At 46.0% G+C, this 18,488-nt stretch carries 18 protein-coding genes; 5 read left to right on the forward strand and 13 right to left on the reverse strand.

All coding sequences use genetic code 11. The features are described from left to right. The 5 genes from BLS15_RS26755 to BLS15_RS26775 form a co-directional block, all read right to left on the reverse strand. On the reverse strand, positions 1–273 hold a 273-nt coding region (locus BLS15_RS26755; protein WP_090510887.1), incomplete at its 3' end, for a transposase. Between the two features lie 43 nt (positions 274–316). Next, positions 317–823 carry a hypothetical protein gene (locus BLS15_RS26760; RefSeq protein WP_175460843.1) on the reverse strand — a complete coding sequence of 169 codons (507 nt, stop codon included), beginning with the start codon at positions 821–823 and terminating at the stop codon, positions 317–319. Positions 824–1,286: 463 nt separating this feature from the next. Next, entirely contained in the window at positions 1,287–1,751 is a 465-nt protein-coding gene (locus BLS15_RS26765) for a hypothetical protein (protein ID WP_090514560.1), read from the reverse strand. A gap of 386 nt (positions 1,752–2,137) precedes the next feature. Then, positions 2,138–2,806 (reverse strand): HAD family hydrolase, encoded by a 669-nt coding sequence (locus BLS15_RS26770; protein WP_090514562.1) that lies wholly within the window; start codon positions 2,804–2,806, stop codon positions 2,138–2,140. A gap of 95 nt (positions 2,807–2,901) precedes the next feature. After that, the gene (locus BLS15_RS26775) at positions 2,902–3,390 is read right to left on the reverse strand and encodes an NUDIX hydrolase (RefSeq protein ID WP_028532076.1); all 489 of its coding nucleotides are present in this window, start codon (positions 3,388–3,390) and stop codon (positions 2,902–2,904) included. Positions 3,391–3,768: 378 nt separating this feature from the next. Here BLS15_RS26775 and BLS15_RS26780 point away from each other — a divergent pair, with 378 nt between their 5' ends. From BLS15_RS26780 to BLS15_RS26800, 5 genes are all read left to right on the forward strand, one after another. Continuing rightward, the gene (locus BLS15_RS26780) at positions 3,769–5,118 is read left to right on the forward strand and encodes an FAD-dependent oxidoreductase (RefSeq protein ID WP_090514566.1); all 1,350 of its coding nucleotides are present in this window, start codon (positions 3,769–3,771) and stop codon (positions 5,116–5,118) included. 38 nt (positions 5,119–5,156) lie between these two features. Beyond that, positions 5,157–6,452 (forward strand): citrate transporter, encoded by a 1,296-nt coding sequence (locus BLS15_RS26785; RefSeq protein WP_021255809.1) that lies wholly within the window; start codon positions 5,157–5,159, stop codon positions 6,450–6,452. A 169-nt stretch (positions 6,453–6,621) separates the two neighbouring features. Continuing rightward, complete coding sequence (locus BLS15_RS26790; protein ID WP_254777410.1) at positions 6,622–8,769, forward strand: hydantoinase/oxoprolinase family protein; 2,148 nt, start codon at positions 6,622–6,624, stop codon at positions 8,767–8,769. Positions 8,770–8,824: 55 nt separating this feature from the next. Continuing rightward, positions 8,825–9,535 (forward strand): hypothetical protein, encoded by a 711-nt coding sequence (locus tag BLS15_RS26795; protein WP_051614048.1) that lies wholly within the window; start codon positions 8,825–8,827, stop codon positions 9,533–9,535. 64 nt (positions 9,536–9,599) lie between these two features. Beyond that, positions 9,600–10,460, forward strand: coding sequence for a MurR/RpiR family transcriptional regulator (locus BLS15_RS26800; RefSeq protein ID WP_090514572.1), 861 nt, complete (start codon positions 9,600–9,602; stop codon positions 10,458–10,460). A 123-nt stretch (positions 10,461–10,583) separates the two neighbouring features. On the opposite strand, the gene BLS15_RS26805 is transcribed toward BLS15_RS26800, so the two are convergent. From BLS15_RS26805 to BLS15_RS26835, 8 genes are all read right to left on the reverse strand, one after another. Then, a complete protein-coding gene (locus tag BLS15_RS26805) occupies positions 10,584–12,869 on the reverse strand; it encodes an ATP-dependent DNA helicase (protein ID WP_090514575.1) in 2,286 nt (761 codons plus the stop codon). 165 nt (positions 12,870–13,034) lie between these two features. Then, the gene (locus BLS15_RS29170) at positions 13,035–13,172 is read right to left on the reverse strand and encodes a hypothetical protein (RefSeq protein ID WP_175460844.1); all 138 of its coding nucleotides are present in this window, start codon (positions 13,170–13,172) and stop codon (positions 13,035–13,037) included. Positions 13,173–13,302: 130 nt separating this feature from the next. After that, a complete protein-coding gene (locus tag BLS15_RS26810) occupies positions 13,303–13,740 on the reverse strand; it encodes a GNAT family N-acetyltransferase (protein WP_021260557.1) in 438 nt (145 codons plus the stop codon). A 54-nt stretch (positions 13,741–13,794) separates the two neighbouring features. Beyond that, entirely contained in the window at positions 13,795–14,508 is a 714-nt protein-coding gene (locus BLS15_RS26815; protein ID WP_090514578.1) for an IS1595 family transposase, read from the reverse strand. A 139-nt stretch (positions 14,509–14,647) separates the two neighbouring features. Further along, on the reverse strand, positions 14,648–15,163 hold the full coding sequence (locus BLS15_RS26820; protein WP_090514584.1) for a hypothetical protein: 516 nt from the start codon (positions 15,161–15,163) through the stop codon (positions 14,648–14,650). Next, the gene (locus BLS15_RS29175) at positions 15,126–15,425 is read right to left on the reverse strand and encodes a hypothetical protein (RefSeq protein WP_090514588.1); all 300 of its coding nucleotides are present in this window, start codon (positions 15,423–15,425) and stop codon (positions 15,126–15,128) included. Before BLS15_RS29175 ends, BLS15_RS26820 begins: the two co-directional genes overlap by 38 nt. 67 nt (positions 15,426–15,492) lie before the next feature. Further along, entirely contained in the window at positions 15,493–16,821 is a 1,329-nt protein-coding gene (locus BLS15_RS26830) for a D-arabinono-1,4-lactone oxidase (RefSeq protein WP_090514592.1), read from the reverse strand. Beyond that, complete coding sequence (locus BLS15_RS26835) at positions 16,809–17,999, reverse strand: amino acid deaminase/aldolase (RefSeq protein WP_090514595.1); 1,191 nt, start codon at positions 17,997–17,999, stop codon at positions 16,809–16,811. Before BLS15_RS26835 ends, BLS15_RS26830 begins: the two co-directional genes overlap by 13 nt. Between the last annotated feature and the right edge of the window lie 489 nt (positions 18,000–18,488).

Raw genomic sequence — 18,488 nt, forward strand, 5'->3', positions numbered from 1 at the left:
TATAAGATCACGGAGAATCGCGATCTCCAACGCTTGTTCTCCAAGCAATTTTTTCAACTGATCATTTTCTTCAGCTATTGCTTTGGAGTCGAACTCCGGGATTTGTTCCATTTGAACATCACCGAATTTGCCATCGCGATATTCATTAATCCAACGATGGAGCATATTCGTTGCTATTTCATAGCGGCGAGCAACTGCCGCTTTATTTCCAGTCTCCAGTGCTTCTTTCACCAATTGTAATTTGAAGTTTGTTGAATGTTTCGTTCGTTTCATTTCATCATCCCCTGTCAACTATTAGTGTAATTCATATACACTCTTAGTGTCCAAGATCATTAAGGGGCTTATGAGCTATCTCAACTAGTATTCCTTCATTTTTATAATTCTCTAGTTTCTCAATGTTAACCCATAAGGGCTCATTATTCCTTAACTTATGAAAGCGGACTATACTATCATCTCCATGAAAAGTCAGGATGATTAGAAAACGATAATTAGGAAAATCTAATTTCAACTTCGCCGCCCACATACTGACAACTTTCTTTGCGAATCTTAAACCCTCTATTGGATTTTCTTCAAAAAATTTAGATACATCCCTCATATGAACATGACTCTCTGCAGCTTCAAAACCTGTTCTATCTCCGAATTGACTAAGTATGAAATCCAAATTTAATTTTCTTTCAGACTCACTATCTTTTTGAATTATGACACAACCATCTACTTCAATAAAAGTAGGCCAAATAAGCTCAATCAGTTCTGTATGTTCCTGAAAACGATTAACTTGTATTCTACTTAGTGCCTCATGCATTTTTTGATTTGTCTTTTTCATTTTTACCCCTTTGATACTATGGATTATCGTATAAAGACGATTGATATAAATGAGACAGAGATAATGTTTTGTATATTGCGCTCTGATACTTTAATGAAAAATCCCACAACCAAATAACTTATCCATCCAATCATATCAACCCATAAAGTATTTGATAAAAATTGATCATGTAAGTAAAGGAACAAAACCCAAAATCCAAATGGGAAAAATAAATGTAATCCCAATGAGATTAGGATATTTTTCTTTGTTTGTTCATCGATCTTAATAATATTCACTACGTCCTTTCACTTAACGTTTTTGCATTCATGTCGCCGATTTCCTTTAGATATCTTTTTTCAATGGGGTGTCGGTGTGTGCAATATGTCTCTGCTTCCTGTTCCCACATCTTGCAGAGCGAGGGAGGCATGTCTCCTGATGTGCGAGAGCAGTGTTGGCTGAAATAGCTAACAACCTTGAGAACAAATCAGATATTAGATAATTCTCTTAATGCTTCTTGGGCAACTCCTCTCACATTTGAATTTTCGTGATCCTCATATTTATTAAATACTGGAACATACTTGATATTGTATGTCATAGCTAGAGCATATAACGCATCAGCCTGGTACTCTAAGTCAACTCCATCTATTTTTTCTGCTAAAAAGTCTAATTGTCCTTTTGAGTAATCAGTAAGTAATTGAAGAATATCCTCTATTATTTCTTTATCACTATCCAAGAACATTCGTTCTTGCAACAAGTGAATAATTTCATCAACGAAAGAGAGATTATAACCATAGTAAGGATCTAGATATCGATCTAAACAAAAAAGAAGACTTCTCTTCTCATCATCACTAGATTCACTGAGGTATTTATTAATTGCTGCTACACCACTCATGACAATATCATTCTGATTCTGAGTATAAGTAACAAATCTAACTTTGTTATCTTCCATATTGACCACCACCAAGTTTATGTGATTATTATTTCCCTAATTCTTATAACGTTCTTGTATTTACGAAACGCCCAAGCCTTAGATAGCTCTTATCTTGGCTTGGGCGTTTGTTGTTTAAGGTTTCTTCCACGATTATACATCTAGCAACCAAGGGGCGGAAGCCCGGCTGAGTGAATATGTTGTTAGACGAAGGGATGTGTCTTCCTTTTCATATTCACTTAATGTGTAAAATATTGTACCAGTAATCATCTTATCTTTATGACTAATGATTGATTGTAAAATTACTTCTTCATATTTTCTATGGTGATTCTAAGTATATCTTTTAAATATCTTTTAACATACTTAACCTCACTGATTGGCATACAATTGGACCCTACACTATCTTATCAATTTCCGTTACTCTGTAACTGGAATACAATTGATTTTAGTTCATTTAAGTCCTCTATAACGATATCAGCCTGAGCAAGTTCATCTTCTTGTGCAAAATCAAAATTACATCCGATTGCAACCAAACCATTATCCTTAGCTGCATTTATATCCGATATTCGATCCCCTACTACTGCACCATGAGTAATGCCATACTTATCTATAATCGTCGTCACCAAATCTGATTTATTCAATGATTCTATCTGCTGGATACTACATGTTTCAGTAACCCAGTTATCCAAATGATAAAAATCTACAATCGCAGCTAAATACGCTATTAAACCATTACTTGCTATGTAAATGGAACAATTATTCTCTGTTAAAAAACGGAATATTTCCATTACATTAGGATATAAATCCCCTTTTCCACTTCTTATATTCTCAATTAATCTCTCTAAAAAATATGCATCAGTTTCTTCTCTAACTTCTTGCGAATGATTGGGTAATAAAGTTTCCCATACTTTTGGTAGTGGAGCACCCATAATTTCACGATATTTATCAATAGGAGTTTCTTTTTCCCATTTATTTAGTGACTTCAGATGATTAAAGGTATCTTCGAGTGAACTTTCTAAAATCTTATCGGTTTGAAAAAGTGTGCCATCCATATCAAAGATGAAGGATCGAATCATTGACTTCTACTCCTTTTCTTGTCCCCTACAAAAAAATTTTCCCACGATGCCATCTGATTTTAGCTGATGTCATGTGCCTTCTTTGAGATACCCATTCAAGATCTTTCAAGTTGCTTTAAATAATAAATGATCCCGGCTCGATCAACATTTGAAAATTGTAATGGGTTGCTATTGATTAGATCTGATAGCTCCTTTATGGTAATCCATTTAATATCTGTCGTTTCATCCCCGCTCTTTACTATCTCTCCTTCGGCTTTACATTTAAAATAATACCCTACTGAATCAATTGGTCCTCTTATTGTTTGATATGCTCCAAAGGGTTTTATACATTCAACTTCAAATTCTGGATCTATTCCGGCCGTATCAATTCTTGTGTCTTCTCCTTCAATTTCTGTTACTTCCAGTCCGGTCTCTTCCCTTACTTCTCTTCTCAATGCTTGTATTAATGATTCATATGGTTCAATTCGTCCTCCCGGTAATTCAATCTTCAATGGTTCGTTGGCTTTGTTTCTTGTCTGAATTACAATTTGTCTTTCATTATTAAAGTCTCTTTCAATTATCGCTCTGGAATTAACAAAGAACATATAATCAGTCCCTTCCAACAATTTGTATTAAAAAAAGAAAGAGAGAATTTCCTCTCTCCTTCCTTACTTAGTAAGATAACTAAGCCTTATTAAATTGGTTCAATTTTACAACAAATTAACGTTTTTTGTAACCATGAATTAGATCTATCAATTCCATTGTCGGTACCATACCAAGACTTCCGAATTGGGAAGTCTTCTTTTATACGATAATTCCACACCCCCACCTTCTAACATCAACCTTCACAACTCCGTAAATTATTTTCTGTATATTCGGATATTTAGAAAATTATTTTCTAAAAGCGTTTACAAAGTATTTTTTATTTGTTAGCCTAAAGGCATCAGAGGAATTCATCCTACGAGTAAAGGAGCGAAGCGTACATGAAGCAATATGATGTAGTTGTAATGGGCGGCGGCATCGCCGGTGCTATGGCGGCCATCGCCTCATCCAAGACCGGGGCAAAGACGCTTATTGTCGAGTCTCATGGTTTTCTTGGCGGCACACTGACCGCTAACGGCGTCGGCCCGATGATGACTTTCCATGCCGGCGAGAAGCAGGTCATTCAGGGCTTCACCGGGGATCTGATCGAGCGGCTAAAGCGGTTGGGCAAATCCTCGGGACATATTTTCGACACGGTCGGATTTACCTATTCTGTTACCCCGTTTGACGCCGAAGCGATGAAGCATGAGCTGGAGCTGATGGTCACGGAAGCATCCGGCAATATTTTGTACCATACGATGCTGGCAGGCGTTTATATGGAAAATAGCCGCATCACGGGCATACAGGTCTGCAATAAATCCGGTCTTAGCGACATCCATGCCTCTGTCTTCATCGACGCTACGGGTGATGGCGACCTCTCTGCCCTTGCCGGGGTCGAATACTCCAAAGGACGCGAATCCGACGGAGCAACGCAGCCGATGACCCTGAAAATGAAAATGTACAACGTCAATATCCCAAGGGTCAAGGAATATATTCACAGTCATCCGGAAGACTTCCCACTGTATAACGGGGATACCTCCATTATTGAGAAGTCCCCACGTCTGTCAGTTGGTGGCTTTGACAACCTGTTCAGAATAGCCAAGGAGCGGGGCGAAATCTCCATTCCTCGTGAAAATATTTTGTTCTTTGAGACCAATAACCCGGGCGAGGTCATCCTCAATACAACGCGGATTATCGGCTATGACGCAACCGATGCGCACAGTCTCAGTCAGGCTGAAATAGAAGGTCGCAAGCAGTGCCGTGAATTGGAGTTGTTCGTCCGCAAATACATACCGGGATTCGAGCATGCGGTTGTCGAGTCCACCGGACCAAGCATCGGTGTTCGCGGCTCGCGTCAAATCAAAGGCATCTATACGCTGACGGCCGAGGATATTTTGCAGCAGCGCCTGTTCGACGATACGATCGCCCATTCTGGTTATCCGATCGACATCCATAGCCCGGACGGCGAGGGCACCAAGCATCAGAAACTGGAATGGGGCGGCGTATATAGCATTCCTTATTCCTGCATGATTACCGCCTCCGTACATAACCTGATCGTCATCGGCCGCTGCATCTCGGCAACTTTTGAAGCGCAAGCGGCGATGAGAACCACTCCGACGACCGGAGCCATCGGTCATGGCGGCGGGATTGCCGCTGCACTCGCGGCGTTAGAGGGCAAGAACGTACAAGACATCGACATCAAGAAAGTGCAGACGATTCTCAAAGAGCAAGGGGCTTATCTGGAAATTTAGTTCAACTTCTTTCACCCATTTGGAGAGGGGAAATTCAGATGACAACTACAATGTGGTTCCAAGCAATCGGTATTCTGCTCATATTTCTGGTGTTTGTAGGGCTGATGATGACGCGCAAGCTCCCAACCATTCTGGCGCTTCCGTGCATGGCGATTCTGTTCGCCATTATCGCAGGCGTACCGCTGTTATCAAGTGATCCAGAGACTGCAACAATCGCCAAGACGATTCTGGCCGGGGGCTCGATGAAACTATCTGGCGCCATTGCTGGACTCATCTTTGGTGCCTGGTTCGGCCAAATTCTGAACAAAGTCGGCATCACCAAATCCATTATTCGCAAGGCGGCCGAGTTGGCCGGAGATAAACCTGTACTTATAGCTATTCTATTTTTCATTACCGCATCCATTATTTTTTCCGCTGCAGGAGGACTGGGCATGGTCATCCTCGTCGGCACGATCGTCATTCCGATTATGCTGACGGCAGGAATTTCCCAATTCGTCGCTTCCATCGTTGTTCTACTTGCCGTTGGCGTCGGATCCCTGTTCAACGTGTCCAACTGGGCTGTATATGTCGATGTACTTGGTCTTTCCGTTGACCAAATCGCCAACTACACATTGGTTGTGGCTTCCCCATTGATCCTCATTGCCCTGGCCATGATCGTGTTCTATATCCGGAAAGATGGCAAAGGCCGCAAAGCTTGGACAATGCCAGCAGCAACACCTGGCGGCGGTGACAAAAAGGTGCCTGCGATTGCCCTGATTAGCCCGCTCGTACCGGTATTGCTCGTCTTTATCTTCAAGATCGATATCGTTCCAGCCGTCATTGCCGGTGCGATCGTCACGATCCTGCTCACCTGGCCGAAGCGTCCGATCCATATCCTCTCCAGTGCGCTGGTAGAAGGAATTCAAGACGTCGCTGGCGCGATGGGACTCATGATCGGTATCGGCATCCTACTCAGTTCCGTTATGTCGCCGCAAGTATCGGCGGTCATCTCGCCGCTGATCGAGTCCGTGCTGCCGAATACCCCACTAATGTTTATCCTGTTCTTCACGATTCTGTCGCCGCTGGCCATCTACCGCGGACCGCTGAACGTATGGGGCCTTGGCAGCGGCATCGCCGCCCTGTTCGTATCCGCAGGTATGACTCCGGTAGCTGCAATGCTTGCCCTGCGCGCTGTCAGCAACGTGCAATCCGTCTCCGACCCTACGAACTCGCATAACGTATGGGTAGCTGACTTCACGAAGAGCGACATTAACGAGATTCTGAAGAAGACACTGCCATGGACAATGGTATCCGTCTTAATCGCCGTCATCATTGGCTCATTTATGGTGTTTTAAGCCCGGTTGAATTCAAGATTCGATGTCGAATAACTACATGATTAACTTCGTCCTCAAAAGTGGGCTTTTTGAATTACCTTTATAGATAAAACCGGGTACAAGGGCCCTGCGAAGAACCCCTTCACAGGGCTTGAGTAGAAGGTCCTTGACCCGCCAACTGGAGGAGAACATGATGGGGAGAACGAAAGTAAGGGTCGGCATTGACGTCGGCGGTACGTTTACCGATGCGGCACTGATCGATAATGAAACATTTGAAGTCATTGGGAAAATGAAAATCCCAACCACCCACCATGACCCGGACGGTGTGGCCAAAGGGATTGTACAAATACTGAAGCGAATTCTGGACAGCAGAGGAATTCAGCCCGAAGACGTTACCTTCATCGCCCACGGAACAACACAGGCTACCAATGCCCTGCTCGAAGGAGACGTAGCGCGTATCGGCATCATCGGTATGGGCTCGGGCCTCGACGGACTCAGCGCCCGCTCCGAGTCCAATCCGGGCGATATCGAGCTGGCTCCGGGCAAATTCCTGCACACATTTCATACGTATCTGGATTCTAAGAATATGACAGATGAGCAGATCAACAATGCCATCGACGAGTTGGCGGCCCAGGGCGCCGAGGTGATCGTCGCCTCCGAAGCGTATAGCGTAGATGATCCAACCAATGAGCTTCGTGTCGTTGATCTTGCCAACCGCAAGGGTCTCTACGCTACGGGCGGACATGAGATCAGCCAGCTTTACGGTTTGAAGACACGGACACGAACGGCCGTCATTAATGCCTCCCTCATTCCGAAAATGATGGAGACCGCCAATATGACCGAGAAGTCCGTCAAGGATGCCAACATCCAGTCCCAACTCATGATTATGCGCTGCGATGGCGGTGTCATGAGCATTGACGAGGTTCGCAAACGCCCGATTCTGACGATGCTCTCCGGTCTTGCAGCAGGTGTTGCCGGGGCGTTGATGTACGAGAAGATTTCCGATGGAATCTTCTTTGAGGTCGGTGGAACCAGTGTCGACATCTCCGTGATCAAGAACGGCAAGGTAATGATCAAGAATGCCGAGGTCGGCGGCCATCGCACCTACCTGCAATCCTTGGATGTGCGTACGCTCGGCATCGCGGGCGGCAGCATGATCAAGGTAGCAGGTGGCAGAATTACCGATGTCGGGCCGCGCAGCGCGCATATCGCCGGTAAAGAGTACGAAGCCTTCACCCCGACAGAGAACATCGTCAATCCGAAGGCGAAATTCATTAGCCCCCGCGAGGGCGACCCTGCCGAATACGTCATCTGCGAATGCGCCGGAGGCAAAGAATTCTCGTATACACTAGCCGGAGCGGCCAACATTCTGAATTATATTCCCGAGGGCGATTATGCCAGAGGAAACAAGGAAGCAGCGCTGAAATCATGGAAGGCGCTGGCCGATCATGTTGGACTAAGCGTAGAGGAAGCCGCTAGACAGGTTATGAATATTGCCATCGATAAGACGATGAAGACCGTCAACGAGATGATCGAGGACTATGAGCTCGACCGCAGCTTCGTCACGTTGGTTGGCGGCGGCGGCAGCGGTGCGGTGCTCGTCCCGGCAATGGCAGAGCGAGAGGGATTCAAGTCGCAAATCGCCAACAACGCACCTTATGTCTCCACGATCGGTGTAGCGCTGGCCATGGTCAAAGAACAACTAGAACGGACGGTCGTCAATCCGACCGAAGAGGATATCAAGCGCATTCGCGCCGACATCATCGAGCGTATCGTACAGTCCGGTGCTTCTGAGGAGACGGTCGAAGTCAGCATCGAGATCGACAGCCTGAAGAATATTCTCCGTGCCATTGCGACTGGCTCCACCGAGCTGCGCTCCAAGGATCTGACACAGGAGGCAATGTCAGTGGAAGATATGAGGGCCGTTGCTGCCAGCTCCATCGACCAGCCGCTAGAGTCGACGACACTCGTAGCACAGACCGGGCGATGGAGCCTATTCGTCAGCGAGAACGTGAAGAAATCTTTTTTTGGCTTGTTCAAAAAGAAATCCAACTCTGTCAGCGTACTCGACCGCGAAGGCGTCGTCCGCTTCAAGAAGAGCAATGTGCACTATACAAAGCTGAGGAAATCCGCGCCGGAAGCACTAAGCTCATTCTTGGACGATAACACCATTTATTCCGATGCCAATGCCACGATACCGAAGGTGTTCGTCTTTTATAAGGAGAAGATGCTGGACTTAACCGGCATGCAGACCAAAGAGCAGCTGCTGTCCATCCTTGAAATTGAAACCGAGATGCTCGCAACAGAGGATGAATTGCTGGTTGTGGCTTATCAGTAATAGGAACCCGTCTTGTATTTCTAATGAAACTGCAGAGCGTTAAGGAGGCGTCCGAATGCCGGTTCAACCCCTTTTGCCGAACTCACTGTCCGGTCTGACCGATGAAATCTTAGGTTGCATGGAGCTGTGCCAGGATCCATTGTTTCATAAAATACCGCTAGAGAAAATTCCGTATTACGTTCATGAGTCGCTTCAAGCCGGACGCTTGGCGGCTACGACATACAAAGGCCTCTGCATTCGCGGCATGTGCAGGGACGCCGGACTTCGTTATGAGATCACAGAGGCTTCTGGCAAATTTCATAACGTCTCCTTCCGCGCACAGATCGATTTCTCCAAGACAACGCCGGAAATTATTCTGTACGCCTCCTCACTCAAGGGAATGCGGACGGTATGCCAAGAGATCCTAGGCGAAAGGTTATGTGGCAGCGCAGCGAATCTCGACCTTCTAGTCGATATTCATCTGGCTCATGAGTTCTATCACTGGCTGGAGTATCGGGAGCAGATTTTTACGAATGAAAAGCTTGAGCGGATTGAAGTTTTTAAGTTAGGGCCATATACGAGGAAATCAAGCGTAGTGCAGTGCTGTGAGATTGCTGCGCATGCCTTCTGCAAAGAGCTGCTGGGACTTCCCTTCCTCCCCAATTTACTGGACTATGCCTATTTGATCGGGGAGCAACAGCTTGCGAAGGGAGATTTTATGGAACAGATCGAAACTTGCAAATTATGGATAGAGCAAACTCTCAATACCTCACTCAGTATGATATAATGGGAAAAGCTATTGCCGACACGCCGGAGTAGTCATTTCCAGCGTTAGATCAGGAGGAGGTATCATGTCTTCACAAGTTCCGGCCGTCATCGCCAAAATCGTATCCCAATCGCAAAAATTAACATATGGTGAGAATCAGATCGCCAATTTCGTCATACACAATCCGGATTTTATTACGCGCAACACGATTACGGCCATTGCCAATGAAATCGGCGTATCGGAGACAAGTATCAACCGCTTCTGTAAAAAGGTCGGATTCAAGGGCTTCAACGATTTCAAAATCGCCTTCGCCCAAGACGCCTTCTATCGAGATATGCAGGCTAAGAAAAAAGAGAGACGAGAAATCAATCCGATCGATGCGCTTGCACTCGATTATAATGAACTGATTGTCAATACATCAGCGCTTGTCACCGAGGAACAGCTCCGCCAAGTGGTAGACATTCTGAAGGGAGCACGGCGCATCTATATTATCGGCATGTTCGATTCTTATCTGGCCGCTATCGCCTTGAAGAATCGCTTGTCCATCATCGGCATCATGGCCGAAGCGATCAATGACAGCCGCGCTATGAAAATCGCCGCCGCACAATGCGGCAAAGAGGACGCTGTTGTGGCATTCTCCCGCTCCGGCTCGACGAAGGAAATCGTGGAGACGGCTGCGATCGCACAGGTGCACCAGGTCAAGACGATTGCGATCACCTGTTACGATTCGTCACCCATTACGGAGAATGCGGACGTGAACATCATCGTGCCGGATAAGATATCGGTCAATAACAGCGCGCTGATGTCCAACCACATCACGTTCCTGTTCGTCGTCGATTTGATCATGAGCATCTTCATTTCATCGGACAAGGCTTACCTGAAGAAGAAGCTTGACAGTGAGGCCGTTCTGGCCAGCGATCAGGCGATGACCAACTATTATTTATGAACATTACAAAGTTCCTAAGGCGTTCTTTCCATCACGGATGGGGCGCTTTTTTCATGACCACACTTGCGGGCAAAAACCTTTTTGGTCAAATCCATATATATGTGAAAGTTCCCCCGTTAACGCTCACTTCCACTCATCCGGCATCAATGCCGCATAATGCGGGTGCAGATAACGGTCATCGATCAGCAGTAATTGTCCCTGATCCGTCTCTGTACGGATCAGCCGCCCGCCGGCCTGTAGTACCTTGTTCATACCCGGATATACGTAGGCATAGTCAAAACCGTTCTTGCCCTGCGAGTTGAAGTAGTCGCGGATGATATCACGCTCCAGGCAGATCTGCGGCAGTCCTACACCAACGATGGCAACACCGGTCAAGCGATCTCCCACTAGATCGATCCCCTCGGAGAAAACTCCGCCCATTACCGCAAAACCGATCAATGTCCCTTCATTTCCAGCATCGAAGGCTGACAGGAAACTTTCCCGCTCCTCCTCCGCCATATCCCCCCGCTGTAGCAACAGCCGCAAGTTTGCATCTTCTGCATGAGCAGCAGCAAAAGCTTCATAGACGAGATTCATATAAGCATAGGAAGGAAAAAAGAATAAATAGTTTCCGGGACGGTCGGTAATCATCTGCCCCAAGCGTCTCACCAGCCCAAGCTTGGTTCCCTCGCGATCGTGATAACGCGTCGACAACGGCTCGATCTGAACCGCGAGCTGCTCGCGGAAGAAAGGAGACGGCAGCGATAATGTATAATCCTCCTCCGGACTTGCCCCCAACATGTCCCGAAAATAGGACATTGGCGTAAGGGTAGCCGAGAAGAAAATATGCGAGCGGAAACCCTTGCCCATTTCCCGTAGCAGATGAGAAGGATCGAGACAGAACAGCTTCATGGATACTTCTCTCGAAGAAATCTCGGCATAGGTTACATATCTTTCGTCGTACAGCTTGCTGATCCTCACAAAATTCTGCGTCGCAAAATAAGCCTGCAGCAACGATTGCGACTGCTCAGTATCCTGACGGGAGCCAAGCTCCTCTTCTGCTGCGAGGATAAATGCCGCGGCCCGCTCAACCAGTTGTACAGGAACTTCCTGCGTAATTTGTGGGTTTGCGTCCGATTCTTTGCGCAGTTGTATAAAGAAGGCGTTCACTGCCTTGGCCGCCTTGTGCACCTCAGCGTTAAGCTCTTTATATTCCCGCTGCAAGCTGAGAAAATCCCCTTTATTCAATGTGGCCGAATACATCTCTCGTGCCCGATCCACCAGATTATGCGCCTCGTCAATCAGAAGCGCCGTCCGGCTCTTCCGCTCGGCGAACATTCTTTTCAAAGAAATTCTAGGGTCGAAAATATAATTATAGTCGCAAATAACCGCATCCGCCGCATAAGCGAGATCAAGCGAAAATTCAAACGGACAAACTCGGTGCTTGCGTGCATATTGCTCAATGATTTGCCGGGTAATAAGCAACTCATTAGTCAATATATCAAGTACCGCCTCATTAATCCGATCATAGTAACCATCCGCGAATGGACAATCTTCCTTGCGGCAGCTCACCTGATCCTGAAAACAAATTTTCTCCTTGGCCGTGATGGTTACGGTATGCATCTGCAATCCTTGCGACTGCATCAGTGCGAACGTCTCCTCCGCTGCTGTACGGGTAGTCGTCTTGGCGGTCAAATAGAACATCTGCTCAAGATGTCCCGTCCCCATTGCCTTAATGGCGGGAAACGTAGTCGAGATCGTCTTTCCGATCCCTGTAGGAGCTTTGGCAAAACATTTTACTCCCTCTTCGATCACTTTATAGACCGCTCCTGCCAATTTACGCTGTCCAGCCCGATAAGAAGTGAAAGGGAATTCCAGCCCGCTGATGCTTCTGTCTCGCGTAATCCGGTGATCGCGAAGCATCCGCGCATAAGGAGCGTAATTCTCCACCACGTCCCGTACAAATAACTCCAATTCCGCAAAAACTGCCTCCTGCTGAAACCGTCTTTGTTCGCCTGTTGCGACTTGTACGTAGGTCAATTGGATTTTCATTCGAGCAGCTCCATGCTCTCTGACGTACATATAGGCATAGCATTTAGCTTGAGCCCAATGAACCGGATAGGTATCCTCCAGTGTCTGTGGGATCTCGCCAGATGTCGACTTAATCTCATCGATGACGACGGATCCGTCTTCTTCTACCAACAACCCATCACAGCGCCCGTCTATGACAAACAACAGATCTCCGCAAGGAATCTCTGCCGATAAATATACTTCTTTCTGATCCGCCTCACCGTAAGTTCGCTGCACCTGCTGATGCGCTTTGGTTCCCTCCGTCAGGGCCGTTCCCGTCCTGAAACCGCTATCCAAATCCCCGCTGCGGTACACGTACTCAACCAAAGGCCTCACAGCGATTTTCACTTGATCCTTCATCGCTTCACCCGCTGACTTTCGCTATAGAACATTTGTTCCATAGTATACCATAAAACGGTTAGTTCTCCTTACTTTTAATGAACCTTTTTCGACAAATCCTTTCTTCACAAAAACAACAGCGCCCTTGCATTCATTATGAACGCAAGGACGCTATCAACTCATAAATCACGGAGTTCGATTTTTAGAGGCTTTTGCATCTGCACCAGCGCCTGTTTCTGCCGCAAATTCCGTATCAACATTTGGAACACCTAATTTCTTTTTTACCTGCTTGGAATTATGCTTCGCATCATTCTTCTTGTTCATCACATTACACCTCCTCATGTCATGAGAACCCGTAATTATCTGAGCGGTTTGAGAAAACCCCAGTTTCCTCAAGTAGTATTATGTAATGAGCAGCTTCTCCCTATGCGTTGTTCATAAAAGACTTGTTCTCTTACACTGGTAAACTCATAGTAATATTTCTCGCAGAAAACCCCATTTCTTCGTAGAGTTGAATAGCATGGTTCTCTGCAAAGACACCCAGACGAATTTCAGGGTATCCTTCTAGTTTTAAATGGTCAATGGCATTTTTCATTAACTGCTTAGAAATCCCTTTTCCCCTGAATTCATGCGTCACATAAAGTTCATAGATAAAGCCAATCACCATATCGGTAAATTGGTCTTTACTCGCCCCAATTAGAATCCAGCCCATTAACTTAGAATCTTCTGTTGCTATTAAGTAATAACAGCCCTTCTCCAAAAGCGGCTCAATAAGTCGTTTAATTTTCTCATCAGTAGGTTTTACTCTACCCATTGTCCCTTCAAACAAGGCTTGAGGTGAAAGCATCATAATTTCTTCAAGTTCCAAAATGTTCGGTTTCCTAATTTCCATGTTGGATAGTTCGTTCCTTTCATGTATTCGTAATGTATTTAAAGCAATATACTTTTATCCAGTTTTAAACATACCAACTGTCATAAAGTTCGCCTTTTTACAGGATTCCAACACCATATTTCGTTTTCGAAGGTTTTTGTTCAATTGTTTATGCAACTCTAAAAAGCGGAACCAGGACAAGTAGTTGTCCATATACTTAGTCGCTACACCATTAAAGCGTTCCATCCACTTTTTTAGACGTTGGTGATAGGAATTGACATGTTTGATATGAAATACACCTTTTTTGACATGAATGCCTTTACTAGCGTTAATCATTTCGTGTGGAATACCTTTTTGCTTCGCAAATGCTTTGTAGTTTGTGGCAGAATCGGTGCAAAGGACAACCTCTTTTTCAAAACACCTTTCCAATTCTTCTGCGATTTTTGGCAACGTAACCCCATCTACCATCATTTGAAAGTATTTTAGCCATTTGTGAGGATAATGGGTTCCTGAAATCGGGCTTTCCGTCATATCATTAAATGATTTTCCACAGCCTTTGCAGATGTATCTCTGACGGGAACGATATTTGCCGTTACGTTTGTTGTTGACACTACCACAATGGACACACGCCAAGCCATTGCTGAAACGCACTTCCCGAATTTCTCCAACCATATTGGCAATGTCCTCTTTGGGTTCAGGGAAAAGCGTATCTTTAATGGCTTGAAACAATGAATGTTGTTCAGACTTAGGTAAATCGCTAAAATTGCCATAAACAGCCTTCCAGTCCATGTGCTATAACTCCCAACAGACAAACCTTTTAACCTAATTATAACAGAAATTTAGCAACAATATATCAGAAGACAGCCTTTGCATAACTGCTTCTTTGTCACCGAGGACAGTAGCCCGATGCGTGAATGTGATGTTACCTTTAACGATTTCTACCTACACTTTCAACTTCTAATGTACTGTTTGGTTGTTTTGATTGTCTAACAAGTTTTCCTCCTACAAAGTATCTACCGTATTCCTTTATTGTTTTTTCGATTTCTATTTCAGTTGGAATCTCTCTTATTCTCCAAGTTAAAAAATATGCTTCTACTTTTCCGCCATAGAAAACCCAAGAAAAAAATCTCTTCGCAAATTTATGCGCTCCCTTAGCTCTAAATCTATTCATTGACTCCCTATCTCTCCAAATTGTAACCGTTTGACCAATTCCCCCCTGCAATTGCCCTGAGAGTTTCGCATATATTAGGTTTTCATTCTTGGTGAGTTGTTTCTTTACAAATTCATTTACAATACCATTTATTATTATTCTGATAAAATCAAATTTCTCTCCACGGGTTACTGAGATAATTGCATTTTCAGGCAAATCTGTGTCGCTTTCACCTAATGTAAATGTGGCTCCGTATTTATTGTTTGGATCTGGATGCTTTCGCCATACCTTCATAAAAAGCCCCTCCAATTATACTTTCAGGACTTTCGCCTAACTTTTTGTATTCAGAAACACCCCAACTTAGATTGCTCTTATCTAAGGCTGGGGCGTTTATCGCCTGAGCCTCTTCCATGGTTATACATCTGACAACCAAGAGGCGGTAGAACTGATACATGAATACTTTGTTAGCAGATGTCCCCGACTTATTCGGTTCATACCACTTCTGTCCTTCTTCCATGATAGATACCCAAAATTGAGTAGTCATTCCAAAAATCATTGTTATCCCACTACAAGTTCACGCTTGAATTATCAAGGATTCGTTACGTTACCGTTAGTTAGTGCGCCTACTCGCTCTGTTCCACCATTTCTGCCAAATAAGGGTTCAAGAATACGCCCGAAGGATCAAGCTCTTGACGAAGGCGAAGAAATGCATCCCACTTCGGATATATCGTACGTAGCTGCTCTACGCGCATCGTGTGCATCTTACCCCAGTGTGGTCTCCCGCCATTCCGTCTACAGATCTCCTCTACTTTGGCAAAATAGTCGGCATACTCCATCCCACGGTACATATGTACAGCGATATAGCCAGAATCACGTCCATTCGCCGGACTGAGCCATATATCGTCTCCCTGAACATAACGGCATTCGATTGGAAAATGAACAGCAAATTGATCCCGATCTACTGCATCGCGTATTTCCTCAAGTACAGTTCGCATGCGGTCTGCAGGGACGCTGTACTCCATTTCATTAAATCGAACCAGCCGCGGCGTCGCGAAAATAAGGTGACTATACCCCACTTCCCGAACATCCGGTACGCTTGTTGCTGATAATCGGCTTATTGGCTTGCAAAGGCGCGGAATGAAACGGCAGCACTCCGACAATAACCAGAATAGCGCATTCTCCAGCAGCATGACTTTCCAGTAACTCCAGCGGCTTGGCGTTCGGGGGATCTCATCCGTCTTATTGGTCAGTTTTACTTGAGCGATATCCGTATAAGGGAACCAAAAAAATTCGAAATGACGGTTTTCCTTTTTGAATAGATCAAGCTGTTCAAGGCATTGGGAGAATGGCATTTTGCTGCTTGTATAGCGGAGAGCGTACGAAGGTACAACACGAAGCTTCACCTTAACGATAATCCCGAACATCCCAAGTGACACCTGCATCGCCCGAAAAAGTTCTTCATCCTGCTGGGCTGAGCATTCGAGGATTTCCCCTGCCGCTGTCACTACCGTCAAACCTACCGCTTGCGTTGCGAGACTCCCGAGCCGCTCCCCTGTCCCATGTGTTCCTGTACTGATCGCTCCTGCAATGGATTGCGCATTAATATCGCCCAGATTCTCTTGCGCGACCCCATAGGCATGCAATTCTTTCCCGAGACGATCCAATTTTGTTCCACCCCACACCTCGGCAATCCCCTGCTCCGAATCAACAGCAATTACACCCTGCAATTGATCCAAGGAGACCAATACATCATCGGTCTGGACGAGTCGGGTAAATGAATGTCCGGATCCGACGACACGCAGCTTCCGTCCTTCGGCGGCACATTCTTTAACAATCCCGACCACCTCTTCTATGCTGGCCGGATATACAATGCTTCTTGGCAATCCGCGCACGAGTCCTGACCAATTGCGCCATACTTTCGTATTGCGCTCCTTCAAATTTACAGAAAGCATAGTCCGTCCCCCCGATATGTCGTTGTCTTACCAACGATACTGCCGTTCGAAATGTAGTAGAGATGTGCGAATCGCTCACATAACTCTCCTGCTTTGCTATGACGCATGAAGATCGGATCGCCGAGTTTCAGCTCTTCTAGCCCGTTGTAGCGGATCGGTGTCTGCACTTCGCCTGCCCCTTCCATCGTAAGAAGTGCCGTACCTTGCGGCAGGTATGGACGCGGCAGTTTGTCGCTGCCTGCAGCACCCGAAGCCGTGTATCCGCCGCCTAAGCAAGTGTAGAGATCGCCGCGCGGCTGACGCACGATCTCGATCGCATACCCTGCGGCGGGCAGCAGGGTGAAGTCCCGGTAGTGGTCGAACAGACCTGGCGAAAAGAATCCCGAGCCGGCTGTAACCTCGGTGACGGCCGGCTCCACGCTGCTTGTATGCAAGCTGCCCGTGCCGCCTGCATTCACGAACCGCAGCGGTGGAATGCCCAGGCGCTCGATCTCCGCGACCAGTTCGGCTCGCCTGGCAACGGCTTCACGAATTGAGCGGCGCTTAAGCAGCCGCACGATCGCATTCTTCAGCGCCTGCCCAGGCACACGGTCGCCTAAGCCTGCGACCTGCGCTTCGTAGCCCATGAGCCCGTCGAGCACGACGTGCTTCGACTGCGCGATGCGCTCAATGAGAATGAGCGCCGCAGCTGTAGTGCGTATAGGCGAGCGCCATACGCCGAAATGCAGCCCCGGGACATCGATCGACATATCGATGTCCACACAGAGCGGCAGCCTCACACCATATTTGGCGGCTGCCGCTTCCGCCTGCGCGACATGCGTCTCGCAGTCGACCATCAGCGTGATGCTGCGCCCTTCATGCTGATGCATGGCGACGGACTCCAGCAGTCGTGCGTCCGCCGCAGGGTATCCTAGCAGCAAGTCTGTGAATCCTTGCTGCGCGAGATAGAGTGCTTCGGGTACCGTGAAGCACATGATCCCTTGAAACTGAGCATTTGCCTGTAGAATGCGCCGAAGCACATCAACAGAGCGGATCGATTTGCTCGCAATGCGGACTTTTTTTCCATTCGCCCTATGAAGAACGCTCTGAATATTCTGCTGCAACAGATCCAGATCAACGAAGGCAAAGGGCATCGGAAGCCCCGTGCAGACTTCTTTATAGTAACGATAATCACACACTCTACTCGACCTCCTTTGTCTGGAAGATGTACGATTTCTTATATTATTATTTAAGGTTCTTTGCATTTATTATTTCTAGATTTTGAGGTCATTTCTTATACGAAAAGACCCAGCCTAAGATAGCTCGTATCTTAGGCTGGGTCTGCATTTTTCTACATCATATAAACTGAACACATAATGGGCTCCCTTTTTATGGATTAAAGAACGAGTTGGATTATACTACCCTTTTGCTTAACCCCATTACTCAGTCTGCATCATTTTTTTAAGGCATAGTTCCCTGTCCACCTAAAGTTATTACCATAAGGTCCAGTTTTGTCTCAAGCGAAAATGTGAAATTGAAAACCGTCTTCATTTACGTAAAACAATATATGTTCTTATCATTGGTTTTTGACAAAAACATATATCGTGAAAATAAAAAAAGCCGCAACTAAGCGACTTTTAAGCATATACGTTATTCTCACCGGACAATAGTTAGTAATGTGGTTTTAA

The sequence above is a fragment of the Paenibacillus sp. cl6col genome (genome assembly GCF_900102125.1).
GTDB lineage: Bacteria > Bacillota > Bacilli > Paenibacillales > Paenibacillaceae > Paenibacillus_B > Paenibacillus_B suaedae.

Excerpts from the sequence above, each read along its gene's own strand:
- BLS15_RS26760 (WP_175460843.1), bottom strand. The coding sequence starts at position 823 with ATGAAAAAGACAAATCAAAAAATGCATGAGGCACTAAGTAGAATACAA.
- BLS15_RS26765 (WP_090514560.1), bottom strand. The coding sequence starts at position 1,751 with ATGGAAGATAACAAAGTTAGATTTGTTACTTATACTCAGAATCAGAAT.
- BLS15_RS26770 (WP_090514562.1), bottom strand. The coding sequence starts at position 2,806 with ATGATTCGATCCTTCATCTTTGATATGGATGGCACACTTTTTCAAACC.
- BLS15_RS26775 (WP_028532076.1), bottom strand. The coding sequence starts at position 3,390 with ATGTTCTTTGTTAATTCCAGAGCGATAATTGAAAGAGACTTTAATAAT.
- BLS15_RS26780 (WP_090514566.1), top strand. The coding sequence starts at position 3,769 with ATGAAGCAATATGATGTAGTTGTAATGGGCGGCGGCATCGCCGGTGCT.
- BLS15_RS26785 (WP_021255809.1), top strand. The coding sequence starts at position 5,157 with ATGACAACTACAATGTGGTTCCAAGCAATCGGTATTCTGCTCATATTT.
- BLS15_RS26790 (WP_254777410.1), top strand. The coding sequence starts at position 6,622 with ATGATGGGGAGAACGAAAGTAAGGGTCGGCATTGACGTCGGCGGTACG.
- BLS15_RS26795 (WP_051614048.1), top strand. The coding sequence starts at position 8,825 with ATGCCGGTTCAACCCCTTTTGCCGAACTCACTGTCCGGTCTGACCGAT.
- BLS15_RS26800 (WP_090514572.1), top strand. The coding sequence starts at position 9,600 with ATGTCTTCACAAGTTCCGGCCGTCATCGCCAAAATCGTATCCCAATCG.
- BLS15_RS26805 (WP_090514575.1), bottom strand. The coding sequence starts at position 12,869 with ATGAAGGATCAAGTGAAAATCGCTGTGAGGCCTTTGGTTGAGTACGTG.
- BLS15_RS29170 (WP_175460844.1), bottom strand. The coding sequence starts at position 13,172 with ATGAACAAGAAGAATGATGCGAAGCATAATTCCAAGCAGGTAAAAAAG.
- BLS15_RS26810 (WP_021260557.1), bottom strand. The coding sequence starts at position 13,740 with ATGGAAATTAGGAAACCGAACATTTTGGAACTTGAAGAAATTATGATG.
- BLS15_RS26815 (WP_090514578.1), bottom strand. The coding sequence starts at position 14,508 with ATGGACTGGAAGGCTGTTTATGGCAATTTTAGCGATTTACCTAAGTCT.
- BLS15_RS26820 (WP_090514584.1), bottom strand. The coding sequence starts at position 15,163 with ATGAAGGTATGGCGAAAGCATCCAGATCCAAACAATAAATACGGAGCC.
- BLS15_RS29175 (WP_090514588.1), bottom strand. The coding sequence starts at position 15,425 with ATGATTTTTGGAATGACTACTCAATTTTGGGTATCTATCATGGAAGAA.
- BLS15_RS26830 (WP_090514592.1), bottom strand. The coding sequence starts at position 16,821 with ATGCTTTCTGTAAATTTGAAGGAGCGCAATACGAAAGTATGGCGCAAT.